The sequence below is a fragment of the Haloferax sp. Atlit-109R genome (assembly GCF_003665865.1).
Classification (GTDB): domain Archaea; phylum Halobacteriota; class Halobacteria; order Halobacteriales; family Haloferacaceae; genus Haloferax; species Haloferax volcanii.
In genome coordinates this window covers 400,921-426,573 of record NZ_QPLO01000002.1, presented here as the reverse complement: position 1 = coordinate 426,573, position 25,653 = coordinate 400,921, and the positions used below count along the sequence as shown (strand labels likewise).

General features: G+C 68.3%; 25 protein-coding genes. 12 read left to right on the top strand and 13 right to left on the bottom strand.

The genetic code is table 11. The features are described from left to right. Position 1: 1 nt before the first annotated feature. The gene (locus DVK03_RS10855; protein ID WP_115802926.1) at positions 2–2,305 is read right to left on the bottom strand and encodes a methyl-accepting chemotaxis protein; all 2,304 of its coding nucleotides are present in this window, start codon (positions 2,303–2,305) and stop codon (positions 2–4) included. Between the two features lie 175 nt (positions 2,306–2,480). Here DVK03_RS10855 and DVK03_RS10850 point away from each other — a divergent pair, with 175 nt between their 5' ends. Then, entirely contained in the window at positions 2,481–2,774 is a 294-nt protein-coding gene (locus DVK03_RS10850) for a zinc ribbon domain-containing protein (RefSeq protein WP_115802925.1), read from the top strand. Positions 2,775–2,815: 41 nt separating this feature from the next. Here the strand turns inward: DVK03_RS10850 and sucD are convergent, their stop codons facing one another. The 3 genes from sucD to DVK03_RS10835 all read right to left on the bottom strand — a co-directional run bounded on the left by sucD (position 2,816) and on the right by DVK03_RS10835 (position 5,992). Next, positions 2,816–3,685, bottom strand: a complete 870-nt coding sequence (gene sucD / locus DVK03_RS10845; protein ID WP_004062518.1) for a succinate--CoA ligase subunit alpha — start codon at positions 3,683–3,685, stop codon at positions 2,816–2,818. Beyond that, positions 3,682–4,827 (bottom strand): ADP-forming succinate--CoA ligase subunit beta, encoded by a 1,146-nt coding sequence (gene sucC / locus DVK03_RS10840; RefSeq protein WP_004042383.1) that lies wholly within the window; start codon positions 4,825–4,827, stop codon positions 3,682–3,684. Before sucC ends, sucD begins: the two co-directional genes overlap by 4 nt. Before the next feature lie 310 nt (positions 4,828–5,137). Continuing rightward, positions 5,138–5,992 carry a hypothetical protein gene (locus DVK03_RS10835; protein ID WP_231896122.1) on the bottom strand — a complete coding sequence of 285 codons (855 nt, stop codon included), beginning with the start codon at positions 5,990–5,992 and terminating at the stop codon, positions 5,138–5,140. A 44-nt stretch (positions 5,993–6,036) separates the two neighbouring features. Here DVK03_RS10835 and DVK03_RS10830 point away from each other — a divergent pair, with 44 nt between their 5' ends. The 7 genes from DVK03_RS10830 to DVK03_RS10800 all read left to right on the top strand — a co-directional run bounded on the left by DVK03_RS10830 (position 6,037) and on the right by DVK03_RS10800 (position 13,405). After that, the gene (locus tag DVK03_RS10830; protein WP_115802924.1) at positions 6,037–7,002 is read left to right on the top strand and encodes an NADPH:quinone reductase; all 966 of its coding nucleotides are present in this window, start codon (positions 6,037–6,039) and stop codon (positions 7,000–7,002) included. Between the two features lie 108 nt (positions 7,003–7,110). Continuing rightward, positions 7,111–7,818 carry an SDR family oxidoreductase gene (locus DVK03_RS10825; protein WP_008605480.1) on the top strand — a complete coding sequence of 236 codons (708 nt, stop codon included), beginning with the start codon at positions 7,111–7,113 and terminating at the stop codon, positions 7,816–7,818. A gap of 260 nt (positions 7,819–8,078) precedes the next feature. After that, the gene (locus DVK03_RS10820; RefSeq protein WP_006601415.1) at positions 8,079–9,416 is read left to right on the top strand and encodes a sodium-dependent transporter; all 1,338 of its coding nucleotides are present in this window, start codon (positions 8,079–8,081) and stop codon (positions 9,414–9,416) included. Between the two features lie 172 nt (positions 9,417–9,588). Further along, on the top strand, positions 9,589–11,007 hold the full coding sequence (locus tag DVK03_RS10815) for a sodium-dependent transporter (protein ID WP_004062514.1): 1,419 nt from the start codon (positions 9,589–9,591) through the stop codon (positions 11,005–11,007). Positions 11,008–11,228: 221 nt separating this feature from the next. Then, a complete protein-coding gene (locus DVK03_RS10810; protein ID WP_004062513.1) occupies positions 11,229–12,773 on the top strand; it encodes an acyl-CoA carboxylase subunit beta in 1,545 nt (514 codons plus the stop codon). Further along, on the top strand, positions 12,770–13,039 hold the full coding sequence (locus tag DVK03_RS10805; RefSeq protein ID WP_004042408.1) for a hypothetical protein: 270 nt from the start codon (positions 12,770–12,772) through the stop codon (positions 13,037–13,039). The genes DVK03_RS10810 and DVK03_RS10805 overlap by 4 nt, the downstream gene beginning before the upstream one ends. 63 nt (positions 13,040–13,102) lie before the next feature. Next, the gene (locus tag DVK03_RS10800; RefSeq protein ID WP_004062511.1) at positions 13,103–13,405 is read left to right on the top strand and encodes a hypothetical protein; all 303 of its coding nucleotides are present in this window, start codon (positions 13,103–13,105) and stop codon (positions 13,403–13,405) included. Between the two features lies 1 nt (position 13,406). On the opposite strand, the gene DVK03_RS10795 is transcribed toward DVK03_RS10800, so the two are convergent. The 7 genes from DVK03_RS10795 to DVK03_RS10765 form a co-directional block, all read right to left on the bottom strand. Continuing rightward, positions 13,407–14,063, bottom strand: a complete 657-nt coding sequence (locus tag DVK03_RS10795) for a glycerophosphodiester phosphodiesterase (protein WP_115802923.1) — start codon at positions 14,061–14,063, stop codon at positions 13,407–13,409. A 208-nt stretch (positions 14,064–14,271) separates the two neighbouring features. Continuing rightward, positions 14,272–14,460 (bottom strand): 30S ribosomal protein S17e, encoded by a 189-nt coding sequence (locus tag DVK03_RS10790; RefSeq protein WP_004042417.1) that lies wholly within the window; start codon positions 14,458–14,460, stop codon positions 14,272–14,274. 24 nt (positions 14,461–14,484) lie between these two features. After that, positions 14,485–15,183, bottom strand: a complete 699-nt coding sequence (locus DVK03_RS10785; protein WP_006601419.1) for a DUF447 domain-containing protein — start codon at positions 15,181–15,183, stop codon at positions 14,485–14,487. Beyond that, entirely contained in the window at positions 15,180–16,040 is an 861-nt protein-coding gene (locus tag DVK03_RS10780) for a triphosphoribosyl-dephospho-CoA synthase (RefSeq protein ID WP_115802922.1), read from the bottom strand. The genes DVK03_RS10785 and DVK03_RS10780 overlap by 4 nt, the downstream gene beginning before the upstream one ends. Next, positions 16,040–16,831: a tRNA-dihydrouridine synthase gene (locus tag DVK03_RS10775; protein ID WP_115802921.1), complete on the bottom strand. Its 792-nt coding sequence runs from the start codon at positions 16,829–16,831 to the stop codon at positions 16,040–16,042. Before DVK03_RS10775 ends, DVK03_RS10780 begins: the two co-directional genes overlap by 1 nt. Then, complete coding sequence (gene cofD / locus DVK03_RS10770; RefSeq protein ID WP_115802920.1) at positions 16,831–17,823, bottom strand: 2-phospho-L-lactate transferase; 993 nt, start codon at positions 17,821–17,823, stop codon at positions 16,831–16,833. The genes DVK03_RS10775 and cofD overlap by 1 nt, the downstream gene beginning before the upstream one ends. A 105-nt stretch (positions 17,824–17,928) precedes the next feature. Next, positions 17,929–18,189 (bottom strand): hypothetical protein, encoded by a 261-nt coding sequence (locus DVK03_RS10765; RefSeq protein WP_115802919.1) that lies wholly within the window; start codon positions 18,187–18,189, stop codon positions 17,929–17,931. A 126-nt stretch (positions 18,190–18,315) separates the two neighbouring features. On the opposite strand from DVK03_RS10765, the gene DVK03_RS10760 reads away from it, so the two are divergent. From DVK03_RS10760 to DVK03_RS10745, 4 genes are all read left to right on the top strand, one after another. After that, entirely contained in the window at positions 18,316–19,488 is a 1,173-nt protein-coding gene (locus tag DVK03_RS10760; RefSeq protein WP_115802918.1) for an HD domain-containing protein, read from the top strand. An 84-nt stretch (positions 19,489–19,572) separates the two neighbouring features. Beyond that, positions 19,573–20,796 (top strand): HD domain-containing protein, encoded by a 1,224-nt coding sequence (locus DVK03_RS10755; RefSeq protein WP_115802917.1) that lies wholly within the window; start codon positions 19,573–19,575, stop codon positions 20,794–20,796. A gap of 52 nt (positions 20,797–20,848) precedes the next feature. Then, a complete protein-coding gene (locus DVK03_RS10750) occupies positions 20,849–21,862 on the top strand; it encodes an amidohydrolase family protein (protein ID WP_115802916.1) in 1,014 nt (337 codons plus the stop codon). Between the two features lie 153 nt (positions 21,863–22,015). Then, the gene (locus DVK03_RS10745; RefSeq protein WP_004062501.1) at positions 22,016–22,585 is read left to right on the top strand and encodes a universal stress protein; all 570 of its coding nucleotides are present in this window, start codon (positions 22,016–22,018) and stop codon (positions 22,583–22,585) included. A 39-nt stretch (positions 22,586–22,624) separates the two neighbouring features. On the opposite strand, the gene DVK03_RS10740 is transcribed toward DVK03_RS10745, so the two are convergent. Together DVK03_RS10740 and pccA are read right to left on the bottom strand one after the other, a co-directional pair. Continuing rightward, on the bottom strand, positions 22,625–23,629 hold the full coding sequence (locus DVK03_RS10740) for a biotin--[acetyl-CoA-carboxylase] ligase (RefSeq protein WP_115802915.1): 1,005 nt from the start codon (positions 23,627–23,629) through the stop codon (positions 22,625–22,627). Positions 23,630–23,697: 68 nt separating this feature from the next. Further along, positions 23,698–25,497 carry a propionyl-CoA carboxylase biotin carboxylase/biotin-carboxyl carrier subunit gene (gene pccA, locus DVK03_RS10735; protein WP_115802914.1) on the bottom strand — a complete coding sequence of 600 codons (1,800 nt, stop codon included), beginning with the start codon at positions 25,495–25,497 and terminating at the stop codon, positions 23,698–23,700. Positions 25,498–25,653 lie beyond the last annotated feature (156 nt).

The window sequence follows — 25,653 nt, the reverse complement described above, 5'->3', positions numbered from 1 at the left end:
CTCAGTCGTCCGCGGGCGAGGGTTCTCGGTCGGGGTTCGACTCGGGTGCGGGACGACCCCGGTCCGCGTCGGTGGCCGCCTCCGCGTCCGCCTCGTCGCCGAGCACGTCGTCGACGGTCGCGGCCACGTCGCCGCCGTCGTCGACCTCGAACGCGTCGAGGAGGTCGTCGAGGTGACTCACGTGCGACGAGAGTTCGCGCACGTCCCCGTTGACGTCGACGAGCGCGGCGCTCTGTTCTTGGGCGGTCGCGGAGACGTTCTCGGCCTCCGCGGCGGTTTCCTCGGAGATGCCCGCGATTTCGTCGGTCATCGAGAGCACCTCTTGGGAGGAGTCGGCCTGACTGCCCGTGGCGTCGGAAATCTCGTGGACGCTCGCGGTCGTCTCCTCGACGCGCTCGACGATGCCGTCGAAGGAGGACAGCGCCTCGTCGACCGAGGTTGCGCTCTCTTCGACCTGCGCCTGCATGCGCTCGATGCGGGAGACGACGGCGTCGCGCTGGGCCTCGATTTCGGTGACGAGCGACTCGATGTCGCCCGCCGAGGATTTCGTCTCCTGTGCGAGCTGTTTGACCTCGTTGGAGACGACGGCGAACCCCTCGCCGGCCTCGCCGGCGCGGGCGGCCTCGATGTTCGCGTTGAGCGCGAGGATGTCGGTCTGCTCCGCGATGTCGGTGATGACCTCGACGATTTCCTCGATTTGGGCGAGGCGGTCGTCGAGTTCGCGGACCTCGCTGACGGTCGCCTCCGTCTCGGCGCGCACGGCGTCGATGTCGTCGAGGGCGTCGGTGGCGGCGGTCTGACCGTCGAGCGAGCGGGCCTCGGCCTCCTCGGTGAGTCGGACGAGTTCGTCGGCCGACGAGGCAATCTGCTGGATGGACGCCGAGAGGTCGTTTATCTCGTCGGCGGCGGCGACGAGACTGTCGGTCTGCTCGCTCGCGCCCTCGGAAATCTGCTGGACCGACGCCGACACCTCCTCGCTCGCGGCGGACACGTCGTCGGCGCGGTCGGCCACGCGGTCCGCGAGCGTCGCCACGTCCTCGCCGAAGGTCTTGACCGTGCCGACGGTCTGTTCGATATCGTCCATCATCTCGTTGTACGCGGCGGCGACGGTCGCCATGTCGCGGCTCTCGGAGTCGGTCGGGAGGCGGACGCGCAGGTCGCCGTCGGCCGCGCGGGTCATCGCCTCGCTGTAAACGCGAGCGTCGGCGCGCTGGTCGCGGAGGTCGTCCCGGAGGTTGTCGATGCCGCGGACGACCTGTCCGAACTCGTCGGTGCGGTCGGTTTCGAGTGCCACGTCGAGGTCGCCGTCGCGGAGCGCGGAGACGGTCGACGCGAGGTCGACGAGCGGGCGCGCGGTGTTCCCGCGGATGATGAGCGCGAAGACGACGAATCCGAGGACCGAGAGTGCGAGCAGCGTCGCAATCCCGAGACCGACGCTTCGGGAGAGCGCGAAGACGCTGCTCGCGGGGGCGTGCAGGAGGAGCACGCCGCCGGAGACGGGGACGTGCGCGACGACGTGCGGCGAGGAGACGAGGCCCTCGACGGGGGCGAGGCGGGTGACGCCCGTCTCGCCGGCGAAGGCGGCGTCGAGTTCGGACGCCTCGGCGGCGGGATAGGCGACGTTCGACCGGCCGCCGCCCCCGTCGTAGAGGACGTTTCCGTCGGTCGTCACGAGTTGGGTGAAGCCGCCGTCGATGTGGTTCCCGTCGAGCGCGGCCCCGAGCGAGGACGCCTCGGCGACGAGGACGATTGCGCGGGGTTCGATGGACGGGAGCGGCGCGACGAAGCCCATGTAGGCGACGCCGTCTTCGACGTAGACGGTCGTTCGTTCGACGCCGTCGTCCGAGAGGTCGGCGCTCGCGGGGAGCGGAAGCGACCCGTCTTCGAACAGCGTCGTCCCGACCGCGCCCTCCTCGGACGAGCCGATGACCGCCGTCGTCTCGGTGTTGACGAAGTGGAGCGCGGCCACGTCCGCGGGCATGTCCTCTTTCGCGGCCGTCAGCGTCGCCGAGGAGCGCCCGTCGAGGGTGCTGCCGGCGGAGGGGTCGTCGGCGACGATGCCCACGAGACGTTCGCGCTCGTCGAACCAGGTGTTCACCTGCAAGGCCTCGCGTTCGGCCTCGGTGAGCAGGTCGGCGCGGGCGTCCGCGTCTATCGTGGACGCCGTCTGTTGATACTGGACGATTCCGACGCCGGCGACGAGGACTGAAACGAGCAGCATCGCGGCGACGAGTCGCCGCGTGTAGCTCTCCGTAATCGCATCAGGAAGCCGTGATTCGACCTCCAAAACGAGATTCTCGGCCATTACCGTACCGACCCGAATGCGATGTATAAATCCGCGCGTCAGAGTATCAAACGAGATAATAGGCCGTCGCGGCGACGGTCGAAAAGCCACCGACGAGCGCAGAACACGGGCCGGGTGGGCCAGACCGCCCCGAACCAAGCGTCAGCCATACGCCTGTTGGGCGCTAACAACCTACATGGAAACCGAGTTCCGCCTGCTCGTGGCGGGCTTCTGCATCGTCGCGCCGTCGCTGCTGTTCGTCGGCTTCGTCAGACTGCTCGACGCCATGCGCGAGGACGCCCTCGTCGAGCGCGTCCTCGACAGGGTCGACGAGGGCGACGGGCCGACCGGGACGGCGCTCGACCCGACGGCGTTCCTGCGGTCCGCAGGGGAGCGGTCGCGTCGGCGGACGGCGGTCTGCCGGGAGTGCGGCGCGCCGACCGCGACCGACGGCGGGCGCTGTGGGCCGTGCGGGGCTGGGTTGCGATAGCGCAAAAAAGACGACAAAACCGAAAGCCGCTTCGGGCGAAGTTAGAGGAAGTCTTCGATGTGGTCGGCGACCTCGTTGGGAGTGTCACCGACGGGGACGCCCGCGTCGTTGAGGGCGGAAATCTTGGACTCAGCGGTGCCCGTGCCCGACCCGGAGACGATAGCGCCGGCGTGACCCATGCGCTTGCCCGGCGGTGCCGTGCGGCCGGCGATGAAGCCGGCGACGGGCGTGTCCATGTTCTCCGCGATGTACTTCGCGGCCTGCTCTTCGTCTTCGCCGCCGATTTCGCCGCACATGACGACGGCGTGCGTGTCGGGGTCGTTCTCGAACGCTTCGAGAGCGTCGACGAACGACGTGCCGATGATGGGGTCGCCGCCGATGCCGATGGCGGTGGTCTGGCCGATGCCGCGCTCGGTCAGGTTCGAGACGACTTGGTAGGTGAGCGTGCCGGAGCGAGAGACGAGGCCGACGTTACCCTCCTCGAAGATGTTGCCGGGGAGGATGCCGAGTTTGGCCTCGCCGGGCGTGATGATGCCCGGACAGTTGGGGCCGATGAGGCGCGTGTCGGTCTCAGACAGGCGCTTGTTGACCTTGGCCATGTCCTGCGTCGGGACGCCCTCGGTGATGGCGACGACGAGGTCGAGGTCCGTGTCGAGCGCCTCGAAGATGGCGTCGCCGGCGAACGCCGGCGGGACGAACACGACCGAGGCGTTGGCGTCTTCCTCGTCGACCGCCTCTTCGACGGTGTCGTAGACGGGGATGCCGTCGACGTCCTGACCGCCCTTTCCGGGGGAGGTCCCGGCGACGACGTTCGTCCCGTATTCGACCATCTGGCGGGTGTGGAACTTGCCTTCGCCACCCGTGATACCCTGTACAACCACTCGCGTGTCGTCGTCGACGAAAATGCTCATTGGGACACCTCCTGTGCGTTCTCGACGGCACGCTGGACGGCGTCCTCCAGCGTCCCTTCGACCTGTACGAGGTCCGTGTTCAGAATCTCCATCCCCTCCTCGGCGTTCGTGCCCGCGAGGCGGACGACGACCGGCTTGGGAATCTCGTCGAAGCTCTCCAGCGCCTCGTTGATACCCTTGGCGACCTCGTCGCCGCGGGTGATGCCGCCGAAGATGTTGAACACGACGGAGTCGACGTTCTCGTCGGAGAACACCATGTCCAGCGCGTTCGCCACGCGCTCGGCCTTCGCGCCGCCGCCGATGTCGAGGAAGTTGGCGGGTTCGCCGCCGAAGTAGTCCACGAGGTCGAGCGTCGTCATGACGAGCCCGGCACCGTTGCCGATGATGCCGACGTTACCCGACAGGCGGACGTAGTCGAAGCCGTACTCGCCGGCCTTGGCTTCGAGGTCGTTCTCGTAGGCGTCCTCTTCCATCGCCGCGAGGTCGTCGTGGCGGAACAGGGCGTCGTCGTCGATGTTCATGACGGCGTCCGCGGCGACGATGTCGCGGTCGGACGTGATCATGACGGGGTTGATTTCGATGTCCGAGGCGTCGTTCGACTCGTAGAGGTCGTACAGCGTCGTGAGGAACGAGGCCACGTCGAAGGCCACGTCGCGGGGGATGCCCGCCTCGAAGACGACCTTGCGGGCCTGATAGGGGTGCAGGCCGAACGCGGGGTCGATGTGTTCGCGGGCGATTGCGTCCGGGTTCTCCTCTGCGACTTCCTCGATGTTGACGCCACCCTCCGTCGAGACCATCGCGACGGGCTTGCCCTCGCTTCGGTCCATCGTGACGCCGACGTACAGTTCGTTCTCGAAGTCGACGCCGGCCTCGACGAGCACTCGGTCGACCGTGTAGCCCTTGAGGTCCATCCCGAGGATGTCCTCTGCGGCCTGTCGCGCCTCGTCCTCGTCCGTGGCGATTTTGATGCCACCGGCCTTGCCACGCCCACCGACGTGTACCTGCGCCTTGATGGCGGCGGGGTATCCGATCTCCTCGACCGCCTCCATGACCTCCTCTACCGACGACGCGAGACGGGACTCTGGCACCGGAATCCCAGCCTCTGCGAAGATGTCCTTCGCCTGGTATTCGTGAAGCTTCATTACCATGCGTGGGAGGGAAAGGCACGCGCTTAAATCCCATTCATCTACGTTCAGGGTCGACGGTGTCAGACTCTCCTCATAGCTCACTCGTTTTGCATATATGCGGTCTATGAGGTCTGAGCAGCACACGTAGAGGCAGATGAACTCGACGCTCTGGATAGGAAAACACTTTTGGATATATGCAACCCTCTATGGGACACAGAGATGAACCCAGATACGCTGGATCTAATCAGCAAGAACATCGAGAGAAACCACGATAAATACGTGGCGATGGGTTCACCCGGTGAGGTCACCGAGGACAAAGACTGAGCTAAAACCCGTTCTCCCGGCCGTGGTTGATCACGCTTCGTAGCTGTTCGAGCGTCGGCTTCATCGGCAGTCGATTCTCGCAGTCCAAGAGGAAATTTCTGAAATAGCGATGCCAACTAACGTATAGTTCGTCTTTCAGCCACAGAGAATTGTATTTCACATTCGAATGGAGGCCACGAATTATCTTGGAATGCAGTACGGCACGCTCGATGTGATTTCCGGGCCACTCCTCGTCAGGGAAATCGACATCGTTCTGCTTCAGTAAACCGTACAAGGAAGCCATTCCTGTTCGGTGGTTCGCATCCGGAAACGTGTGAATCCCAGCGAACGCACGCATCCAATGCGCGCACTGCTGTGAGAGTGACTCTGTCCGTGGAAACTCGCGGAGCAAGCGATTTAGTTTCCAATCGGTGGCTCCGAGAATCTTTCGTCGGGTATATGCTGGCGACTCATCGAGGATTCGATAGTCGTTCTCTGGGTCTTCGAAGAACTGCAGATTAATCTGCTTGATGTCTGTCGGGTCCAACTTCGAAAAGTCGGTGAGACGCCAGTCAGAGACACAGAGTTCCTCATCGACGACGAGATCTTCCCCAGAGAACCAGGGAGAACAACCCTCCTCGGTGAAGATGGCCTCGCCAGATGCGGTCGCTTCGAATGTATCTTCAGCGACTTCCACGACTGCCCCTACACGGGCGAGCAAGCGGCATTGAAGCCGAATTACGTTCTCTCGAAACCGGTCCTCCGCGAGGTCCTCGGGCGTGGAAACCCCACGCTCTACTAGCCGGTTCAAGAGTCGTTTCTCAGAGAGGTACATTGGACCGTCTCGTTTCTGCCACGGCGCGAGGTTTCGGTCCATGGTGTAGGGAAAATACGTAATAGGATAAGAACTTCTGTGTATCTATGCGCGCTGTCAGATTCCACGACCACGGCGGACGCGACGTGCTTCAGGTAGACGACATCAAGACGCCCGAGCCGGCCGCGGGCGAGGTCCTCGTCGAAGTCGCGGCCGCGGGCGTCAACCCCGTGGACACGTACTTCCGCGAGGGGTCGTACCAGCCGTTCGCGATGCCGATGATTCCCGGCGTCGACGTGGCCGGGACGGTCGCGGCGGTCGGGGCCGACGTGGAGGTCTTCGCGGAGGGCGACCACGTCGTCGGCACCGGCATCGGCAAGGACCACTACGGCGGCTACGCCGAGTTCGCGGCGGTCCCGACCGACCGGCTCGCGGTCCTCTCGGACGACGTGGACTTCGTCGCGGCCGGCGGCGCGGGCGTCGCCGGTGTCACCGCGTGGCGCGCCCTCGTCGACCACGGCGGGATGCAACTCGGAGACACGGTGCTGATTCACGGCGGCTCCGGCGGCGTCGGCCACGCCGCGGTCCAACTCGCCGCCGCGTCCGGCGCTCGCGTCATCGCCACCGCCGCGCCCGACTACCACGACCGCGTGGCCGAACTCGGCGCGGACGTGGTTCTCGACTACGACCGCGACGACCTCGCGGACGCCGTCGTTGCCGCGGCGACTGGCGACGGCGTGGACCTGACGCTCGACCACCGGCTGGACGACTACCTCCAGTTCGACGCCGACGTGGCCGCCCACGGCGGTCGCGTCGTCGGCATCGGCGAGAACGACCCCGAAGTCGGCTTCGACCTGTCGTCGTCGGCCCGGGGGAAGGACCTCTCGCTGACGATGATGAGCATGTTCAACACGCCCGACCTCTCTGCGCCCCTGCGGGAACTCGCCGGCCAGATGGGCGCGGGCGAGTTCGAAATCGACGTGGCGCGGACCTACGACCTCGACGAGGCCGCCGAGGCCCACCGCGCCGTCATGGAAGACAGCGTCCTCGGCAAACTGGTCATCACGCCCTGACGCGGCCGCCGACGCGGAAAGTGAGGACGCAGCCCATCACCGCGCCCGGTCGCCGCCGGGCGCACAGCCGCGACCGAATTATGTCCCGTGCGCACGTACCGCACGGACATGGACGTGACATTCGATTTCGACGGAACCGTCGCTCTCGTGACCGGTGCGAGCGGCGCGCTCGGCGGCGCAATCGCTCGCGCGTTCCACGAGGCGGGCGCGTCGGTCGCGGCCGCGGACGTGGTCGAACCCGACGACGAAGACGACTTTTTCGAGACCGAAGGAGTGCGGTTCTACGAGGGCGATTTCACCGACGAGGACGACGTGGCGCGCGTCGTCGACGAGGTCGTCTCCGACTTCGGCCGCCTCGACCACCTCGCCAACATCGCCGGGACGTGGCGCGGCGGGACGCCGGTCGACGAGACCGACGCCGACACCTTCGACTTCCTGTTCGACGTGAACCTCAAGACGATGTTCCTCGCGTCGAAACACGCGGTTCCGCACCTCCGGGAGACCGAGGGGTCCGTCGTGAGCGTCTCGGCCCGCTCGTCGCTTTCGGGCGGCGAGGGCGACGGCGTCTACCGGGCGTCGAAAGCGGGCGTGCGCCTGCTCACCGAAACCATCGCCGAGGAGAACCGCGGGGTCGTGCGCGCGAACGCGGTGATGCCGAGCGTCATCGACACGCCGATGAACCGCGAGATGATGGCCGACGCCGACTTCGACTCGTGGGTGAAGCCCGCGGAAATCGCCCGGACCGTCCTCGCGCTCTGTTCGGACGCGACGCCCGTGACGAGCGGCGCGGCCGTCCCGGTGTACGGCGAGGCCTGACCCGACTCCTCTCTCTGATTCGTGGCAACATTCGCCACGATAAGGGATGACATTCGTTTCGGTGCGCACGAATTTTTACACGGTACGCAAGTGATTCACGAACACGACACTCGTTAGAAAAATGAGGCTATTCGGGGGGCGAATTCGGACGAACGAACCATATATTATAGTTAGTTAGAAAATTGTGTCGAATTTTGCTCCGATATGCGACGGCATACCGCGTCATTTATCACACCCACATCGGCAACAGGGTGATAGACATGACCGAACGTGAAACGTGGGCAACCAGGGCAGGGTTCATCCTCGCGGCCGTCGGCAGCGCGGTCGGCCTCGGGAACATCTGGCAGTTCCCGTTCAAGACCGCCCAGTTCGGCGGTGCCTCCTTCCTGATCGTCTACATCGTCGCGGCGCTCGGCATCGGCCTCCCGGCCATCCTCGCCGAGTTCGTCATCGGACGCAAAGCCAACCTGAACACCATCAGCGCCTTCGAGAAACTCGGCTACAAGGAGTGGCGCGTCGTCGGCGCTATCGGCCTGTTCACCGGCTTCTGGATTCTGTCGTACTACAGCGTCGTCGGCGGCTGGGTCCTCCGGTACATCGGCGGCAGTCTGACCGGCGCGTACTTCGCCGCCCCCGCGGAGTACTTCGGTCAGGTGTCCGCCGGCATGGAGGCGCTCGCGCTCCACGCCGTCTTTATGACGCTCGTCGTCGGCATCGTCGCCGCCGGCATCGAAGACGGCATCGAGAAGGCGACGAAGCTCATGGTGCCGAGCATCGTCGTCATCCTCGCCGCGCTCGCCGTCTTCGCCTTCACGCTCCCCGGCGCGTCGGCGGGCTACGCGTACTTCCTCTCGCCCGACTTCAACGCGCTGTCGGAGAACTTCGCTGAAATCGTCCCCTTCGCCGTCGGGCAGGCGTTCTTCTCGCTGTCGCTCGGCATGGGCGCGATGATTACCTACGCCTCCTACATCGACGGCGACCAGAGCCTGTTCGGCGACGGCATCACCATCGTCTTCCTGAACAGCTTCGTCGGCATCCTCGCCGGCCTCGTCGTCCTCCCGCTCCTGTTCGCGCAGGGCATCGACCCCAACACGAGCGGCGCGGGCGCGGTGTTCATCAGCGTCGCCGGCGCGTTCGGTGACATCCCCGGCGGCCAGATAATCGGCTTCGTCTTCTTCGCGGTCGTGCTCATCGCGGCGCTCTCGTCGGCCATCAGCCTGCTCGAAGTCGTCGTCTCGTGGGCCATCGACAACTACGACGTGTCCCGCCCGCAGATGGCCATCGGCCTCGGCGGGACCATCTTCCTGCTCGGCGTCCCGTCGGCTATCGACTCCGCGTGGCTCGGCTGGTTCGACACGCTCGCCTACCAGCTGCTCCTCCCGCTTTCGGTCCTCGGCATCCTCGTCTTCGCGGCGTGGGTCTACGGCGCGCCCGCCATCGACGAACTGATGAAGGGCAGCGGACTCGGAGAGGGCGTCGGGCTGACGTGGCTCTGGCTCGCCCGCACGCTCGTCATCGTCGCCGTCGTGGCGACGCTCGCCCTCGGCCTCCAGACGCTGTTCCTCGGCGAGAGCCCGGCCATCGTCCCGCCCCTCTGAGGCGGCGAACGCTCCCGCTTTTCGAGCGGTTAGGAATCGTCGGTAGCGACGCGTCTTCCTCGACTATTCGACGGCAATTTTCACGCGTAGACCACTCAAAACCGTTAAATTTCTCCGATGACGTATCGTCGGTTCGAAAGCCCTTTTACCGGTGGGCTGTCAATGGGTGGCAATGACACGAGAAACATGGGCAACACGGCTCGGGTTCATCCTCGCGGCCGTCGGCAGCGCGGTCGGCCTCGGGAACATCTGGCGGTTCCCGTGGCAGACCGCCGAAAACGGCGGCAGCGCGTTCCTCGTCGTATATCTCGGCATCGTCCTTCTCGTCGGCGTCCCCGGACTGCTCGGCGAGTTCGTCATCGGCCGCCGCGCGAAGAAGTCGCCGGTCGGCGCGCTCCGTGACCTCTCCGGGTCGAAAAAATGGGGTATCGTCGGCGCGTTCTCGGTCGTCACCGGCATCTCGCTGCTCTCGTTTTACAGCGTCGTCGGCGGGTGGATTATCCGCTATCTCCTCGAAAGCGCGGCCGCGCTCGCCGGCGGCAACCCCGCGTACTTCACGAATCCGGGGCAGTACTTCGGCGGCGTCTCCGCCGGCGTCGACGCGGCGCTCTACCACCTCCTGTTCCTCGGTTTGACCGCGCTCATCGTCTTCGCGGGCGTCCGCAAGGGCATCGAACTCGGCACGAAAGTCATGATGCCCGCCGTGCTCGTGCTCCTCGTCGGCCTCGCCGGCTGGGCCGCGACCCAGCCCAACGCGGCCGCGGGCTACGCCTTCTTCCTCCGATTCGACCCCTCGGTCATCACCGAGAACTTCTTCGCCATTCTCGGTCCCGCCGCCGGACAGGCGCTGTTTACCCTCTCGCTCGGCGCGGGCACGATGATAACGTACTCCTCGTACCTCGGTGAGGACCGCTCGCTTCCCTTCGACGGGAGCGCCATCGCGGTCCTCAACACGAGCGTCGGCGTCATCACCGGCCTCGTCGTCTTCCCGCTTCTGTTCTCGCAGGGAATCAACCCGACCGAGACCGGCACCGGGCCGGGCGCGCTGTTCGTCGGTCTCGCCGGGGCGTTCTCGCAACTCCCCGCGGGGACGCTCATCGCCACCGCGTTCTTCGGCGTCGTGACGCTCGCGGCGCTGTCGAGCTCCATCAGCATGCTCGAAATCCCCGTCGCGTTCCTCGTCGACGAGTACGGCGTCTCACGCCGACGCGCCGTTTCCGGGATGACCGCGTTCGTCGCCGTCACCGGGGGCGTCTGCGCGTTCAACCCGGGCATCTTCGGCTTCGTCGCCGGGCCGCTCGTGAACGTCCTCCTGACCGCCGGCCTCGCGGCGTTCCTCCTGTTCGTCGGCTGGGTCATGGGCCGCGAGGCGCTCGAAGAGTTCGCCGCCGGCGCGGGCGAGTTCTCGAAGTCCCTCGGCACGCCGTGGCTCTTCGCCGTCGGCGTCGTCCTCCCGCTGTTCCTCGTCTTCACGCTCCTCACGCACTTCGGCGTGGACACGACCATCGGCTTCTGGCCGACCGTCGGCGTCGCCGTCGTCGGGTCCGCCGCCGCCTTCTTCGGCCTTCGACAGCCCGATTCGGTCGTCTAACCGGCGACCAGCCCGCCGCATTCGGGCGATAACTCGCCTCCGAACCCTTCGTTTTCCGCCGACCCGTTCCGAGAAGCGACCCGCGTTCGCGCCACCAACCATGATGATTGTTCCACCTATTATTCGACAACTGTCGAAGTAAGGGTTGCCGGATTGCGGAACTCCTTTGACCGAGGACTGCGGACCGACGAGTCAATGAGCGAAGGTGGTCTGGCATGACGATGGAAGACCGGATCGACGAACTCCGCGAGAAGCGCGAGAAAGCCCTGAAGGGCGGCGGCGAGGACCGAATCGCCTCGCAGCACGACAAGGGCAAGATGACCGCCCGCGAGCGCATCGACTACTTCCTCGACGACGGCACCTTCCGGGAGTTCGACCAGTTCCGAACCCACCGCAACCACAAGTTCGGGATGGAGGAGACGAAGCTCCCCGGCGACGGCGTCATCACCGGCTACGGCGAGGTCGACGGCCGAACCGTCTTCGTCTTCGCCCACGACTTCACCGTTTTCGGCGGCTCGCTCGGTGAGGTGTTCGCCGAGAAGGTCTGTAAGGTGATGGACAAGGCGATGGAGGTCGGCGCGCCCGTCGTCGGCCTCAACGACTCCGCCGGCGCGCGGATTCAGGAGGGCGTCCAGTCGCTCGGCGGCTTCGGCGAAATCTTCCGCCGAAACACCGAGGCGTCGGGCGTCATCCCGCAGATTTCGGCCATCATGGGCCCCTGCGCGGGCGGCGCGGTGTACTCCCCCGCGCTGACGGACTTCACCTTCATGGTCCGCGACACGAGCCACATGTTCATCACCGGCCCGGACGTCATCAAGACGGTCACGGGCGAGGAGGTCACCTTCGACGAACTCGGCGGCGCGACGACCCACACCTCGACGAGCGGGGTCGCCCACTTCGCCACCGACACCGAAGAGCAGGCGCTCGACGACATCCGCCACCTGCTTTCGTACCTCCCGCAGAACAACGTCGAGGACCCGCCGCGCGTCGAGCCGTGGGACGACCCCGAGCGCGTCGATGACGACCTCGCCGGGGTCGTGCCCGACCAGCCGCGCAAGCCCTACGACATCCACGACGTGCTCGACGGCGTCCTCGACGAGGGCTCCTTCTTCGGCGTCCAGGAGGACTTCGCCAAGAACATCGTCGTCGGCTTCGGTCGCCTCGACGGTCACTCGGTCGGCATCGTCGCCAACCAGCCCCGCGTGAACGCCGGTACCCTCAACATCGAGGCATCGGAGAAGGGCGCGCGCTTCATCCGCTTTTGCGACTCGTTCAACATCCCCATCCTCTCGTTCGTGGACGTGCCCGGCTTCCTGCCCGGCACGGACCAGGAGCACAACGGCATCATCCGCCACGGCGCGAAACTCCTGTACGCCTACTCCGAGGCGACGGTCCCCCTCATGACCGTCATCACGCGCAAGGCCTACGGCGGCGCGTACGACGTGATGGCCTCGAAGCACCTCGGCGCGGACGTGAACTACGCGTGGCCGACCGCCGAAATCGCCGTGATGGGCCCGCAGGGCGCGGTCAACATCCTCTACCGCGACGAACTCGAGGCCGCGGACGACCCCGACGCCCGCCGCGACGAACTCATCGAGGAGTACCGCGAGGAGTTCGCCAACCCCTACACCGCCGCGGACCGCGGCTTCATCGACGACGTTATCGAACCCGGCGAGACCCGCGAGCGCCTCATCTCCGACCTCCGGATGCTGAACTCCAAGCGCAAGTCCCAACCCGACAAGAAACACGGCAATATCCCGCTATGAGCGGCGAACTGCTGTCGGGGCTGTCGATTCCGGACGACGCCGACGCCGAGGAGGCCGCGGCCATCGCCGCCGCCGTCGGCGCGCACCTCCACGACCAGTCGGTCGCCGCGGCCGCCGCGGCCGCAGGGGACGGCGAGGAGACGTGGAACGAGGAGCGCTGGCGGTACGCCGGCCGTCTCGAATCGGTCACGGGCTGTGGCCACCGCGTCCCCTCCGGCGCGCCGACCGACGCGTGGGCCGCCTCGGGCCGCGTCGACCGGTTCTGAATCGGGGGCCTGCGGATTTACGACAGAACATTCACATTCTCGTCCGACGTCAACCGGGCCAACATGGTCCAAACCGCGCTCGGCTGGCTGTTTCTCAACGCCGTTCTCGCCGGCTTCGCCGCCGTCGCTGTCGCGGCACACTACGCCGACGAGGGGGAACCCGACTTCGTCTCCGCGGCGCTGGCCGCCGTCTTCGCCGGGACCTGCGTCGAACTCGGGACGGCGAACGGCTACCTCCCGGACGGGGTTCTCCCGACCGCCGTTGTCGGTGTCTGCGTCGTCGTTGCGCTCGTCTCGTTCGCACTCGGCGTGCGACGGGACCAGACGGCGTTTCAGGCGTTCCGCGGCGGCGCTCGGTCTCGGTAGCTCACTCCGCGAGCGCCGGGTCGTCGACGACGACGCCGTCGACGCCGCACTCCCGGAGCCGCCGAACTATCTCGCGGTCGGGGACCGTCCACGCGTTGACCTCGAAGCCGCGGTCGTGCGCTTCCTCGACCCGCGCCGACGAGAGCAGGTCGTAGTGCGGGTGGACGGCCGCGCAGTCGAGGTCGGCGGCGACCGACAGCGACTCCGCCCAGTCGGACGCGAAGAGGAACGCGACCGGGAGCGCGGTCGCCTCGCGCACCTCGCAGAGTGCCTCGGCGTCGAACGACGAGACGAGTATCTCGTGTTCCGCGCCGCCGACGACGGCGGCGAGGTCGTCTACGAGGCCGCGTTCTTTCAGTTCGACGTTGACCGAAACGCGGTCCGGCAGGGCGTCGAACACCGCGGCGAGCGTCGGAATCGACTCGTCGGAGTCGTCGATTGTGAGTGCCTGCAACTCCGCGAGAGTCGCCTCGGCGACGCGGCCGGGCGCGCCGGTCACGCGGTCGAGCGTCTCGTCGTGGACGACGACGAGTTCGCCGGAGCCGCAGCGTCGAACGTCGAGTTCGACCCAGTCGAGTCGCGTCGCGGCCGCGTCGAAGGCGGCGAGCGTGTTCTCGGGGGCGAGGACGGGACAGCCGCGGTGACCGATGACGCGCATGTCGGTACGTCGCGGGAGGGCGGCCTAAACGCTTCCTCCGGACCGGTCGAAAGCGCTCGGGAGCGGTTCGTTCGGGTATAGTGGACTGGGGACCGAGCCGCGCGGGGGTCGCGCGCCCGTCGCACGCGCTCGTCGCGCACGAACCGGCGCGGCCGCTCCGCGCGGGCTGGAGAAGATGTGTTCGCAGAGAGAATCGACTGACTCGAACTTACGCGCCCTGGCCGCCCTTCTTGCGCGTGATGTAGCCGGCGATGCGGTTGCGGACGCCCTTCGACTCGACCGTGGTCAGTTCCTCGACGCTGTCCTTGTTCGTCTCGAAGTCCGTGTTGAACGCCTGCGGGTATCGCTCCAGCAGGATGTTACCAAGCTGCTTGACGTACTTGGGCTTGATTGCCATGTCGGAAGATTCCCCGGACGAACACTAAAACGATTCGTTCCGTCTCGCGGCCGCCCGCTCGCGCCAGCCCGTCAACTCGTCGATTCGCGCGAACGCCTCGCGCTCTCGTTTCCCGCCGCATTTCTCGACCGTCTCGGCGAAGTAGTCGAGTCGGGCCAACAGGTCGTCGGTGTCGAAGGCGGGCACGTCGAGCCGCGAGGCCGCAACCGTCGCGTCGATGACCGCGCCGAAGCCGCGGTTGATGGTGAACGGCCGGGTCCGCTCGACCGCGGCATCGACGGGCCGGAGCTCCCACGATTCCCACTCGGTCCCGCCGTCCTCGCCCGAATCGACCGGCGTCGCCTCGACTTCGGCCCACGCGTCCGCCGAGTCGAGGACCGGCGAGTCACGCTCGTAGATAGTCATCGCGGCCTCGACGAACGCCCGCGGGTCGGAGACGAACTGGACGACTCCGCCGCCCTGCCGGTGGAAGTTCCGGCGAGTTCGGGTGTTGCCCCACGTCGTGGCGGTGGCGGGGAGATGCGACCCGGACGACCCGGACGACCCGGAAGACGCGCCGTCGTCATCGCCGCCGGCCGCCGGCGCGTGGACGCCGAGCGCCGCGAAGTTCCACCGGTCGTTCGGCCCGAGCGTGGCGACGACCGTCTCGGTGACGCCGCGGAGTTCGACCGGCCAGTCGGTCGCGGATTCCGGTTCGGATTCGGGCTCGCGCTCGTCGCTCACAGCGGCACCCCCCGCTCCAGCGCGACGAACGTCGCCGCGCAGACGATGTCGGCGGTCGTCCCGGGGTTGATTCCCTCGGCGACGAACGCCTCGGCCAGCTCCTCGGCCTCGTCGAGGTCGGAGACGTCGGCCGCGCGGGCCATCACGTCGCGGGCGACGGCTTCGCCGTGGTTCGTGGCGACGAGCGTGTCCGGCTCCTCCGCGAGGAGGTCGAGAAACGCGCGGGCGACGCGGTCGGTGACGGGGCCGTCGTCATCGAGGATGGTCTCGGCCGCGCGGAACGTTCGGGCGAAGCCGCCGGTCCACTCGCGGGCGTTGGCGTCGCGCTCGGCGCTCAGGCCCATCACGTCGTACAGCGTGCATCCGCGGTCTCGGAGCGCGTCCGCCGCGTCGCCGCCGCGCCGAACGTCGAGGTCCGGGGCGTCGTCGGGCACGTCGCCGACGGCCACGTCGACGTGTTCGAACGCGCGGTAGAACCCGACCGCGTCGGCGACGGTGGTCGACTCGGCCACGGCGGTCGCGCCGGCGGGCGAGAGGTCGCGGTCGTCGTCGGCCGCCGCCCGGACGAGCGGGACGAGAAGCAGGAGACAGCCGAACTGGGTGTTGCCGCCGCCCTGTCGGCTCATGCCGGCGACCGCCTCCTCGAACGCCTCGCCGACCGGCGCGCCCGATTCGGCCAGTTCGAGGCCGGCCGCGGAGCCGACCGCCCCGGTCAGGAACTGTTCGAAGTGCAGGTCCGAGAGGTCGCGTCGGCGGTCGACGTTCCCCGGTTTGGGCGTCCCGGCGACTTCGAGCAGGAGCGCGAGTTCGGCGTGCCGCGCGGGGCCGAACCCGCGGTCGGAGACGGGCGCGACCATCAGGCGGACACCTCGCTTTCGTCGCCCGACTCGGCGGCGTCCTCGCGGCCGGCGAACCAGTCGTCCACGGCGGTTCGGACCCGGCAGAGGACCCGCGGATTGTCGCTCGGCCGCCCGACGCTCACGGCGTCGGCCCCGTAGTCGAGGTACTCGGTCGCCGTCTCGCGGCCGCGGACGCCGTTGTTGGCGACGAGAAAGAGGTCGGGCGCGGCGGCGGCCACGTCGGCAATCACGGCCTCGGAGTCCATCGCGTCGACGTGGAGCCAGTCGGCCCCCGCGTCGGCGAGGGTGGCCGCGAGATTCGGGAGGTCAACGCCGTCGATTTCGGCGCGGACTTTCGCGCCGACGGATGCGCCCGACTCGGCGGCCGCGGCGACGTACGCGGCCAGCCGGTCGGAATCTCGCAGGAGCGTCTCGCCGCAGCCGACGGCGCAGAGTTCGTCCTGTCGGCAGTGGGCGTTTATCTCCACGCCCGCGCCGCGGTCGGCGCAGACGGCGGCGACCGCCCGAATCGGGTCGGGCGAGGTCGCTCTGACGTTGACGGCGACGAACCGGTCTTCCCCGCCGAACTCGTCGAGGGAATCCAGTTGGGCGGCGACGAAGCCGACCGGGTCGTCGGCGAGGAACTCCGAGCGTCCGCGGGCGACGAGGTCGCGGGCCGCCGCCTGTGCGGGCTCGTCGAGGGCGACGCCGCCGAGAAACGCCGCGCCGACGTGGGGGACCGCGGCGTCGGCCCACGCGGCGTCGGACTCGCCGCTGAGGCTCGCAACGGCGACCCGCGGGGCGAACATCACGACACCTCCGCGAGCGCCTCGGAAACGGCGCGGGCGACGCGCTCGGCGTCGTCGGGACCGTCGATTCGGGTGTCGGTCCTGACGACCGGGCGGTCGAGGTCGGTCCCGTCGTCCGTGTCGAGGACGAACGCGTCGGCGAAGGGGTAGGCCGCGGCGACGCCCGCAGTCGACGGCTCGTAGCCGACGCCCGCCATGAGGTCCGCGGCGGGGCCGGAGAACACGGTGTCCTCCACGAACGGCGAGACGGCGACGACCGGCGTGTCGTCGAGGGCGTCCGCGAAGCCGTCGATGGCGAGCATCGGCCCGATGCTCGTGACGGGGTTCGAAGGGCCGACGACGACGGGCTCTTCGAGGGCGTCGGCGACCGCGTCGGTGATTGTGGCGTCGTCAGCGCCGCGGAACTCCACGTCGCGGACGGCGGGGTCGGCGCGGCGGTGGACCCAGTACTCTTGGAAGTGCATCGTCCCCTCGTCGGTGTGAATCAGGGTGGCCACGGGGTCGTCGCTCATCGGAAGGAGCGACACGTCGAGGTCGAAGGCGGCGGCGAGGGTCTGAGTGACTTCGGTGAGTGTGTTCCCCTCGTCGAGCAGCGAGGTGCGGGTGATGTGGACCGCGCGGTCGCGGTCGCCGATTTCCATGAACGCCGCGACGCCGGAGAAGCGCCGCCAGCGGGCGATGTCGCGGCCGGCCATCTGGGCCGACTCGGGGAGGTATCGCGGGCCGGATTCGAGGCCGGCCGCGTCGGCGAGGCGGTGGAGTTCGTCGTCGGTCGCGGTGGTGTCGCCGGCGATTCCCCACCAGCGGTCGGTGTCGAGGACGCCGCCGCCGGCGAAGAGGACGGTGTCCACGTCGGGACAGACGAGGTGGCCGCCGAGTTCCACGTCGTCGCCGGTGTTGGCGACGACGGTCGTCTCGGCGGGGTCGAACACCCCGGCGGCCCCGTCGAGGAGTTTGGGGGTGCCCGTCCCCCCGGCGAGAAACGTAACCATGGTGCGCCGTACGGCGAGTGTCCGTTTGAAAGTTCCTTCACCGGAGACGCCGGCCGGTCGCGGACGACGAGCGCGGGACGGCCGCGGAGACCGGCGAAACCCTCGTCAGCGACCGCCGCGATAGGCCACCGACACGTCGAACTCCGACGGCATCACCTGTCCGGTGACCGCCTTCCTGACGAAGTAGCCGAAAAAACCGGTCGTCACGGCCGCGCCGAGGCCGAAGACGACGAACATCGCGCGCCCGGCGGTCGCGCCGGTCAGGGCGCTCACGGCGGCCCAGTACCCCGCGAAGACCACGAACAGGCACGCGAGGCCGAGGAGAGCGTAACCGAGGGCGCTTCCGAGGGCCGAGCCGAGACTCATAGTCTCGCATCGTCGCCCCCGCGTGAAACGGTTTGTGGGCGCAGCGGCTTCCGAGTCGTCCCCGCCTTTCGACCCTCCGACGACGCGAATGCTCGGCTATTTGATGCCTCTCGCACAACACCCGCTATGACCGCCGTCAAGGACAGCGTCCACGACTACATCTCGCTCGACCCCGTGGCCGCCGAACTGGTCGACACGCCCGCGTTCCAGCGGCTTCGACACATCAAACAGCTCTCGACGGTCCGGCTCGTCTACCCCTCCGCGAGCCACACGCGGTTCGAACACAGCCTCGGCGTCTACCACCTCGCCTCCCGCGCCCTCTCGCATCTCGGCGTCGACGGCGACCGCGCCGCCCACGTCCGCGCCGCCGCGCTCCTCCACGACATCGGCCACGGCCCCTACGGCCACCAGACCGAGGACCTCATCCGCCGTCGGACCGGCCGCGACCACGACGAGATTCACCACCTGCTCGATGGGACCGCGGTCGGAGACGTGCTGACCGACCACGGTCTCGACCCGGACCGCGTCGCCGACATGGTCGACGGCGCGGGCGGCCTCGGGCAGTTGGTCTCCGGGGAGTTGGACGTCGACCGGATGGACTACCTCGTCCGCGACGCCCACCACACCGGCGTCCCCTACGGCACTATCGACCACGGCCGCCTCGTCCGCGAACTCCGGTACCGGGACGGCGAACTCGTGTTGGCCGAGGGGAACGTCCAGACGGCGGAATCCCTGCTTCTCGCCCGGGCGCTGATGAACGCGACCGTCTACCGCCACCACGTCTCCCGCATCGCGGGCGCGATGCTCGAACGCGCCTCCGAGCGCCTCGTCGACGACGGCGTGCCCATCGAGGAGTTCGTCCGGATGGCCGACCACGACCTGCTCGTCGCCCTCGGCGAGCGCGTGCCCGACCTCGGCCGCCGAATCGAGCGCCGCGACCTCTACAAGCGGGCCGTCTGGGCACCAATCGACGCCGTGCCGACCGACGTGGTCGAACTCGACTTCGAGGCGACGCGGGCGGCCGAGCGGGATATCGCCGACGCCGCCGACGTGCCGCCCGAGTCGGTCATCGTGGACGCCCCGTCGCGGCCGCGAATCAAGGAGTCCCGGTCGCGCGTCGTCGTCAACGGCGTCGTCCGACGCCTCGAAGACGCCTCCGAACTCGTGGGCGCGCTCCGGTCGGCCGAGCGGACGCAGTGGCGACTCGGCGTCTACGCGCCCGAAGCAGTCCGCGACGAGGTGGCCGCGGCCGCCGTGGACGCCCTCGGACTTCCGGTTCGCGTGACGACGCCCGCCTGAGAGCGGAGGCATACCGCCCCACCCCAGCCCACCCCACTCTACCCCACCGACCCTTTTTCACCGATGGCGGCCGATTCACCCACAATGACGACCATCAAGGACAGCGTCCACGACCACATCGAGGTCGAGGGCGCGGCCGAAGCCCTCCTCGATACGCCGGAGATGCAGCGCCTCCGGCACATCAAGCAGTTGGGAACCGTCCAGCTGGTCTACCCTTCCGCGAACCACACGCGGTTCGAACACAGCCTCGGCGTCTACCACCTCGCCTCCCGCGCCCTCTCGCATCTCGGCATCGAGGGCGACGCCGCCGCCCACGTCGAGGCCGCGGCGCTCCTCCACGACGTCGGCCACGGCCCGTACAGCCACAACATCGAGGACGTGACCCATCGCCACACCGGCAAGTACCACGACGACGTGGAGGGACTCGTCGCCCGCGGGACCGTCGGTGAGACGCTGGAGGACGAGGGGCTGGACCCCGAACGCGTCGCCGCCTTGGTCGAGGGCGACGGCGAGTTCGGTCAACTCGTCTCCGGGGAGTTGGACGTCGACCGGATGGACTACCTCGTCCGCGACGCCCACCACACCGGCGTCCCCTACGGCACTATCGACCACGAGCGCCTGATTCGAGAGCTGACGTTCGTCGACGGCGAGTTGGTCCTCGCGGAGGGGAACGTTCAGACCGCCGAGTCGCTGCTTCTCGCCCGCGCGCTCATGAACCCGACCGTCTACCAGCACCACGTCGCGCGCATCTCGAAGGCGATGCTCCGTCGCGCGTCGGAGCGACTGCTCGACGAGCCCGACATCGACGCCGAGGAGCTTCGCCGGATGGACGACCCCGACCTGCTCGTCGCGCTCCGCCTCACCGACTCGACGAGCGCCTTCGCCGAGCGGCTGGCCACCCGCGACCTCTACAAGCGGGCCGTCTGGGCGGAGCTGCCGAACGTCCCCGACTCGATTATCGACGCCGAACACGACACGCTCGCGGCGTTCGAGCGGGACATCGCCGCCGCCGCCGACGTGTCGCCCGAGTCCGTCATCCTCGACGTGCCCTCGCGCCCGTCGATGACCGAGTCGTCGTCGCGGGTGATGGTCAACGGCGAGATGCGGCAGTTGGAGCGCGAGTCGCCGCTCGTGCAGGCGCTCCGGACCGCACAGGAACAGCAGTGGCGACTCGGCGTCTACGCCCCGCGCGAGGAGACGGAGCGCGTCGGCCGCGCGGCCGCCGACGTGCTCGGCCTCGACGCGGACGGCGCGCTCGTCGCCGAGGTCAGAAGCGGCCTCAACGCGACGCTCGACGAGTTCGAGTAGCCGCCGTCCCGAGACGGGAGGTTCAAGCACCGCCGAGACGCAGTCGAGAGCGATGCAACTCGAGGGTACGATACTCCGCGGCCGCGACTTCGACCCGGTCGAGGGGCGGGTCGTCGTCGAAGAGGGCACGATAACCGCAGTCGAGGAGACGGCGACCGAGTCGACGGACATCATCCTGCCCGCGTTCGTCAACGCCCACACCCACCTCGGTGACTCCATCGCCAAGGAGGCCGGCGAGGGGCTGTCGCTCGACGACCTCGTCGCGCCGCCGGACGGGCTGAAACACCGGCTCCTCCGCGCGGCCAGCACCGAGGAGAAAGCCGCCGCGATGCACCGGTCGCTCCGCATGATGGAGGCCGGCGGGACGGCGGCCTGTCTGGAGTTCCGCGAGGGCGGCGTCGAGGGCGTCGACGTCATCCGGCGGGCGCTCGACGGCCGCGACATCGAGGCGGTCGTCTTCGGGCGCGAGACGGCGGACGCGATGGAAATCGCAGACGGCTTCGGCGCGTCGGGCGCGCGGGACGGCGAGTTCGGCGCGCTTCGGAACGCGACCGAGGCCGCCGGAAAGCTGTTCGGCATCCACGCGGGCGAGCGCGACGCCCACGACATCAACGCCGCGCTGGACCTCGACCCGGACTTCCTCGTCCACATGGTCCACCCCGAGGCGCTCCACCTCGAGCGCGTCGAGGACAGCGAGATTCCCATCGTCATCTGCCCGCGGTCGAACCTCGTCACCGACGCGGGCGTCGCGCCGATTCGCGAACTGGTCGACCGCACCACCGTCGCGCTCGGCACGGACAACGTGATGCTCAACAGCCCCTCGATGTTCCGCGAGATGGAGTTCACCTCCAAGCTGGCGGACGTTTCCGCCGCCGAGGTCCTCCGCATGGCGACCGTCAACGGGGCCGACATCGCCGGGCTGAACTACGGCCTCGTCGAGGAGGGGCGCGACGCCAAGCTGCTGGTCCTCGACGGCGACACGGACAACCTCGCGGGCGTCGAGGACGTGGTCCGCGCCGTCGTCCGCCGCGCCGGACAGGCGGACGTGAAAGACGTGTATCTCTGAGTCGGGCGGCGGACGCATCGCCGGCTCGCGACCGCCGACCCGCGACCGTCGGCCGTTGGGCCGCGAAACGCTCACGAACGCCGACCTATTCTCGCAGTACTCCTCCCGTAGCAAAGGGTTATTACCGACCCCGAGAATATGTTATCAAGTGTCATGGTGTTGTACGACCGAATCATCGTTCCCATCGACGGTTCCGCCGGCTCCGAGCGCGTCGCGGTCCACGCGGCGGCGTTAGCGGCCGTCCACGGTGCGGAACTCCACGGTGTGTACGTGGTGAACGCGGGGAGCTTCGCGGGGCTTCCGATGGAATCGTCGTGGGAGGGGCTCGACGACATGCTGCGCGCCGACGCCGAATCGGCGCTCGACAAAGTCGAGCGCGCGGCCGAGTCGCAGGGCGTCCCCGTCGAGACGCACGTCCTCGAAGGGACGCCGAGCCGCGAAATCGTCGAGTTCGCCGAGCGCGGCGAGTGCGACCTCATCGTGATGGGGACCCACGGGCGCGGCGGCATCGACCGCCTCCTCCTCGGCTCGGTCGCAGAAAAGGTCGTCCGCGCGTCGAAAGTTCCCGTCCTGACCGTCCGCATCGAGGGCGGCGACGACGCGGACGAGCACGCCGTCGAGGTGCCGGACGACGCTGCGCCGGAGACGCCCGTCGATTCGCCCGCAGAGGCGGAGGCGGACGCGCCCGCCGATTCGACGGCGACCGCCGACGGCGGAGAGTAGCGGAACAGCAGAAACAGCGGTGCAGGTTCGGTCGCGGATTCAGCGCCCGTCGTCGGCCGGGCGCAGGTGTTCGCAGTCGCCGGCGTGGACTCGTTTTTCGCCCGCGTCGGTGCTGACGACGAGCGTGCCGGGGTGTTCGATATCGACGGTGTCGCCCTCGATGACGCCGCTCGCGGTGTGGACGCGGACCCGCCTGCCGAGCGTGTCAGCCCGCTCGCGCCACGCGGGGAGGACGGCGCCGAGGTCGCCGCGCAGTTCGTCGAAGCGTTCGAGCACCCGCTGGACGAACACGCGACGCTCGACGGGGCCGGCCTCGGCGGCGACGCTCGTCGCGCCCTCGGGGAGCTCCGCGGGGTCGAGGTTGACGTTGACTCCGGGGCCGATGACGAGCCACGAGACGCGGTCGGCCTCGCCCTCCATCTCGGTGAGGATGCCGCAGAGCTTTCGGTAGCCGCGGTCGGCGGGCGCGTCGGCGTCGGTCGAACGGTCACCGGCGTGAGCCGGTGAACCTCCGCTCGCTTCGCTCACGATAACGTCGTTCGGCCACTTGATTTTCGCGTCAACCCCGGCCTCGCGCGCCGCGTCGCAGACGGCGACGGCCATCGCCAGCGTGTACAGCGGGGCGTACGCCGGCGGTTCGTCCGGGCGGACGAGCAGGCTCATCCAGACGCCGCCGTCGGGCGCGGACCACTCCCGATTTTTCCTGCCTCGGCTGGCGGTCTGCTGGCGGGCCACGACGACCACGTCGCTCGCGCCCTCGGCGGCGAGGTCGCGGGCGCGGTCGTTCGAGGAGTCGAGCGTCTCGTGGAACTCCACGTCGTAGTCGGCGTCGAGGCCGTACTCGATTGCCGGGCCGCCGTACTCCGGCACGTCGGTGACGACGTAGCCGTCGCCGGCGCTCTCGACGCCGAACCCCTCGTCGCGGAGCGCTTCGACGTGCTTCCAGACGGCGGCGCGGGAGACGCCCAGTCGGTCGGCGAGGTCGGGCCCGGAGACGGGGCCCGCAGCGAGTGCGTCGAGGAGGGTGCGTCGCGTGTCGCTCATGGTGGTCGGTACCGGCGCACGGGAAAAGAGGTTCGCGGTTCAGCGTTGGGTTCGACGCTCCGAGCCGACTATTCGAGGACGAGCAGCACGTCGCCCATGTCGACGCTGTCGCCCTCGGAGACGAGCACCTGCGAGACAGTGCCGCCGCGCTCGGCGACCACGTCGTTTTCCATCTTCATGGCTTCGAGGATGCAGACGGTGTCGCCGGGTTCGACCTCGTCGCCCTCCGCGACTTCGACGGAGAGGATGGTCCCCTGCATCTCGGCGGTGACGGACTCGCCGTCGCCCTCGATAATCTGCTGGGAGTCGTCGTCGCCGTCGTCGCGGCGCTTGCGCGGGCCGGAGGAGTTCGAGCCGCCCGCCGAAGCGTCACCGACCGGGATGGCGGGCGCGCCGCGCTCTTCGAGGCTGACCTCGAAGCGCTTGCCGTTGACCTCGACGGTGAAGGTGCGTTCCGTGACCTCGTCGTCGTCGTCATCGTCGGCGGCGGCCTCGGGCGACCAGCGCTCGACGGCGGCCTGGATGCGGTCGGGGTCGAGCACCTCGTCGAGGTACTTCGTCGTGTGGCTCCCCTCGCGGAACGCCTCGTCGGTGAGCATCAGGCGGTGGAACGGGATGACCGTGCGGAGCCCCTCGATGTCGAACTCGGCGAGCGCGCGCTCGGCGCGGGCGAGGACCTCCTCGCGGTCCGAGGCGGTGACGATGAGCTTGGCAATCATCGAGTCGTAGTCGCCGCCGATTTCGTCGCCCTGGCGGACGGCGTCGTCCATGCGGACGCCGATGCCGCCCGGCGGGTCGTAGGTCGCGAGCGTGCCCGTCGCGGGCGCGAACTCTTTTTCGGGGGCCTCGGCGTTGATGCGGAACTCCATCGAGTGGCCCTCGATGTCCACGTCGTCCTGCGAGAAGTCGAGTTCCTCGCCGGCGGCGACGCGCAGTTGCCACTTCACCACGTCGAGGCCCGTCACTTCCTCGGTGACGGTGTGTTCGACCTGGATGCGCGTGTTGACCTCCATGAAGTAGAACTCGCCGTCTTCGACGAGGAACTCCACGGTGCCGGCGTTGGTGTAGTCGGCGGCGCGGACGCCGCGGCGGGCGGCCTCGCCGATGCGCTCGCGGAGGTCGTCGGACAGCGCCGGCGACGGGGCCTCCTCGATGACCTTCTGGTGGCGGCGCTGGAGCGAGCAGTCGCGCTCGCCGAGGTGGCGGACGTTGCCGTGCTCGTCGGCGAGAATCTGCACCTCGATGTGGCGCGGGGCTTCGAGGTATTTCTCGACGTAGACGGAGGCGTTATCGAAGTACGCCTCGCCCTCGCGCTTGGCCGTCTCGAACTGCTCGTCGACCTCGTCCTCGGAGTGGACGACCTTCAGGCCGCGGCCGCCGCCGCCGCCCTCGGCCTTGATGGCGACCGGGTAGCCGAACTCGTCGGCGACGGCCTTCACGTCCGCGGCGGAGTCGGCGGGCTCGGTCGTCCCGGGGACGACCGGCACGTCGGCGTCCTGCATGAGCGCGCGGGCCTTCGTCTTCTCGCCGAGGCGCTCCATCGCGTCGGCCGACGGGCCGACCCACGTGAACTCGGACTCCTCGACTTTCCGGGCGAACGTGGCGTTCTCCGCGAGGAAGCCGTAGCCGGGGTGGATGGCGTCGGCGTCGGCCTTTCGCGCGGCCTCGATGACCGACTCGTGGTCGAGGTAGGAATCGGCCGCGCGGGCGGGACCGATGTTGTACGCCTCGTCGGCGTACCGCACGTGCCCGCCGTGTTTGTCCGCCTCGCTGTACACGGCGACGGTTCGGACTCCGAGCTCCTCGCAGGCGCGCATGACGCGCACCGCGATCTCGCCTCGGTTGGCGACGAGAACCTTGCTGAACATTTGCGGTAGTCTTTCAGGGAACCGCACGTTATTCTATCGATTTTCCCAACGCACGTCGGTGGCCGATTCGACAGACGACGATTTACGTGTTCGACCGTGAAGGAACGGCCGAGATTACAGTTCTCTGGCACTATACGCCGCGAATACTGGTTCAAA

Coding starts and splice junctions, on each gene's coding strand:
- DVK03_RS10820 (WP_006601415.1), top strand. CDS start 8,079: ATGACCGAACGTGAAACGTGGGCAACCAGGGCAGGGTTCATCCTCGCG.
- DVK03_RS10795 (WP_115802923.1), bottom strand. CDS start 14,063: ATGCGCGTCATCGGTCACCGCGGCTGTCCCGTCCTCGCCCCCGAGAAC.
- DVK03_RS10765 (WP_115802919.1), bottom strand. CDS start 18,189: ATGAGTCTCGGCTCGGCCCTCGGAAGCGCCCTCGGTTACGCTCTCCTC.
- sucC (WP_004042383.1), bottom strand. CDS start 4,827: ATGAAGCTTCACGAATACCAGGCGAAGGACATCTTCGCAGAGGCTGGG.
- DVK03_RS10835 (WP_231896122.1), bottom strand. CDS start 5,992: ATGGACCGAAACCTCGCGCCGTGGCAGAAACGAGACGGTCCAATGTAC.
- DVK03_RS10810 (WP_004062513.1), top strand. CDS start 11,229: ATGGAAGACCGGATCGACGAACTCCGCGAGAAGCGCGAGAAAGCCCTG.
- sucD (WP_004062518.1), bottom strand. CDS start 3,685: ATGAGCATTTTCGTCGACGACGACACGCGAGTGGTTGTACAGGGTATC.
- DVK03_RS10815 (WP_004062514.1), top strand. CDS start 9,589: ATGACACGAGAAACATGGGCAACACGGCTCGGGTTCATCCTCGCGGCC.
- DVK03_RS10745 (WP_004062501.1), top strand. CDS start 22,016: ATGGTGTTGTACGACCGAATCATCGTTCCCATCGACGGTTCCGCCGGC.
- DVK03_RS10780 (WP_115802922.1), bottom strand. CDS start 16,040: ATGGTCGCGCCCGTCTCCGACCGCGGGTTCGGCCCCGCGCGGCACGCC.
- DVK03_RS10825 (WP_008605480.1), top strand. CDS start 7,111: ATGGACGTGACATTCGATTTCGACGGAACCGTCGCTCTCGTGACCGGT.
- DVK03_RS10775 (WP_115802921.1), bottom strand. CDS start 16,831: ATGTTCGCCCCGCGGGTCGCCGTTGCGAGCCTCAGCGGCGAGTCCGAC.
- cofD (WP_115802920.1), bottom strand. CDS start 17,823: ATGGTTACGTTTCTCGCCGGGGGGACGGGCACCCCCAAACTCCTCGAC.
- DVK03_RS10740 (WP_115802915.1), bottom strand. CDS start 23,629: ATGAGCGACACGCGACGCACCCTCCTCGACGCACTCGCTGCGGGCCCC.
- DVK03_RS10760 (WP_115802918.1), top strand. CDS start 18,316: ATGACCGCCGTCAAGGACAGCGTCCACGACTACATCTCGCTCGACCCC.
- DVK03_RS10805 (WP_004042408.1), top strand. CDS start 12,770: ATGAGCGGCGAACTGCTGTCGGGGCTGTCGATTCCGGACGACGCCGAC.
- DVK03_RS10750 (WP_115802916.1), top strand. CDS start 20,849: ATGCAACTCGAGGGTACGATACTCCGCGGCCGCGACTTCGACCCGGTC.
- DVK03_RS10855 (WP_115802926.1), bottom strand. CDS start 2,305: ATGGCCGAGAATCTCGTTTTGGAGGTCGAATCACGGCTTCCTGATGCG.
- pccA (WP_115802914.1), bottom strand. CDS start 25,497: ATGTTCAGCAAGGTTCTCGTCGCCAACCGAGGCGAGATCGCGGTGCGC.
- DVK03_RS10850 (WP_115802925.1), top strand. CDS start 2,481: ATGGAAACCGAGTTCCGCCTGCTCGTGGCGGGCTTCTGCATCGTCGCG.
- DVK03_RS10830 (WP_115802924.1), top strand. CDS start 6,037: ATGCGCGCTGTCAGATTCCACGACCACGGCGGACGCGACGTGCTTCAG.
- DVK03_RS10800 (WP_004062511.1), top strand. CDS start 13,103: ATGGTCCAAACCGCGCTCGGCTGGCTGTTTCTCAACGCCGTTCTCGCC.
- DVK03_RS10790 (WP_004042417.1), bottom strand. CDS start 14,460: ATGGCAATCAAGCCCAAGTACGTCAAGCAGCTTGGTAACATCCTGCTG.
- DVK03_RS10755 (WP_115802917.1), top strand. CDS start 19,573: ATGACGACCATCAAGGACAGCGTCCACGACCACATCGAGGTCGAGGGC.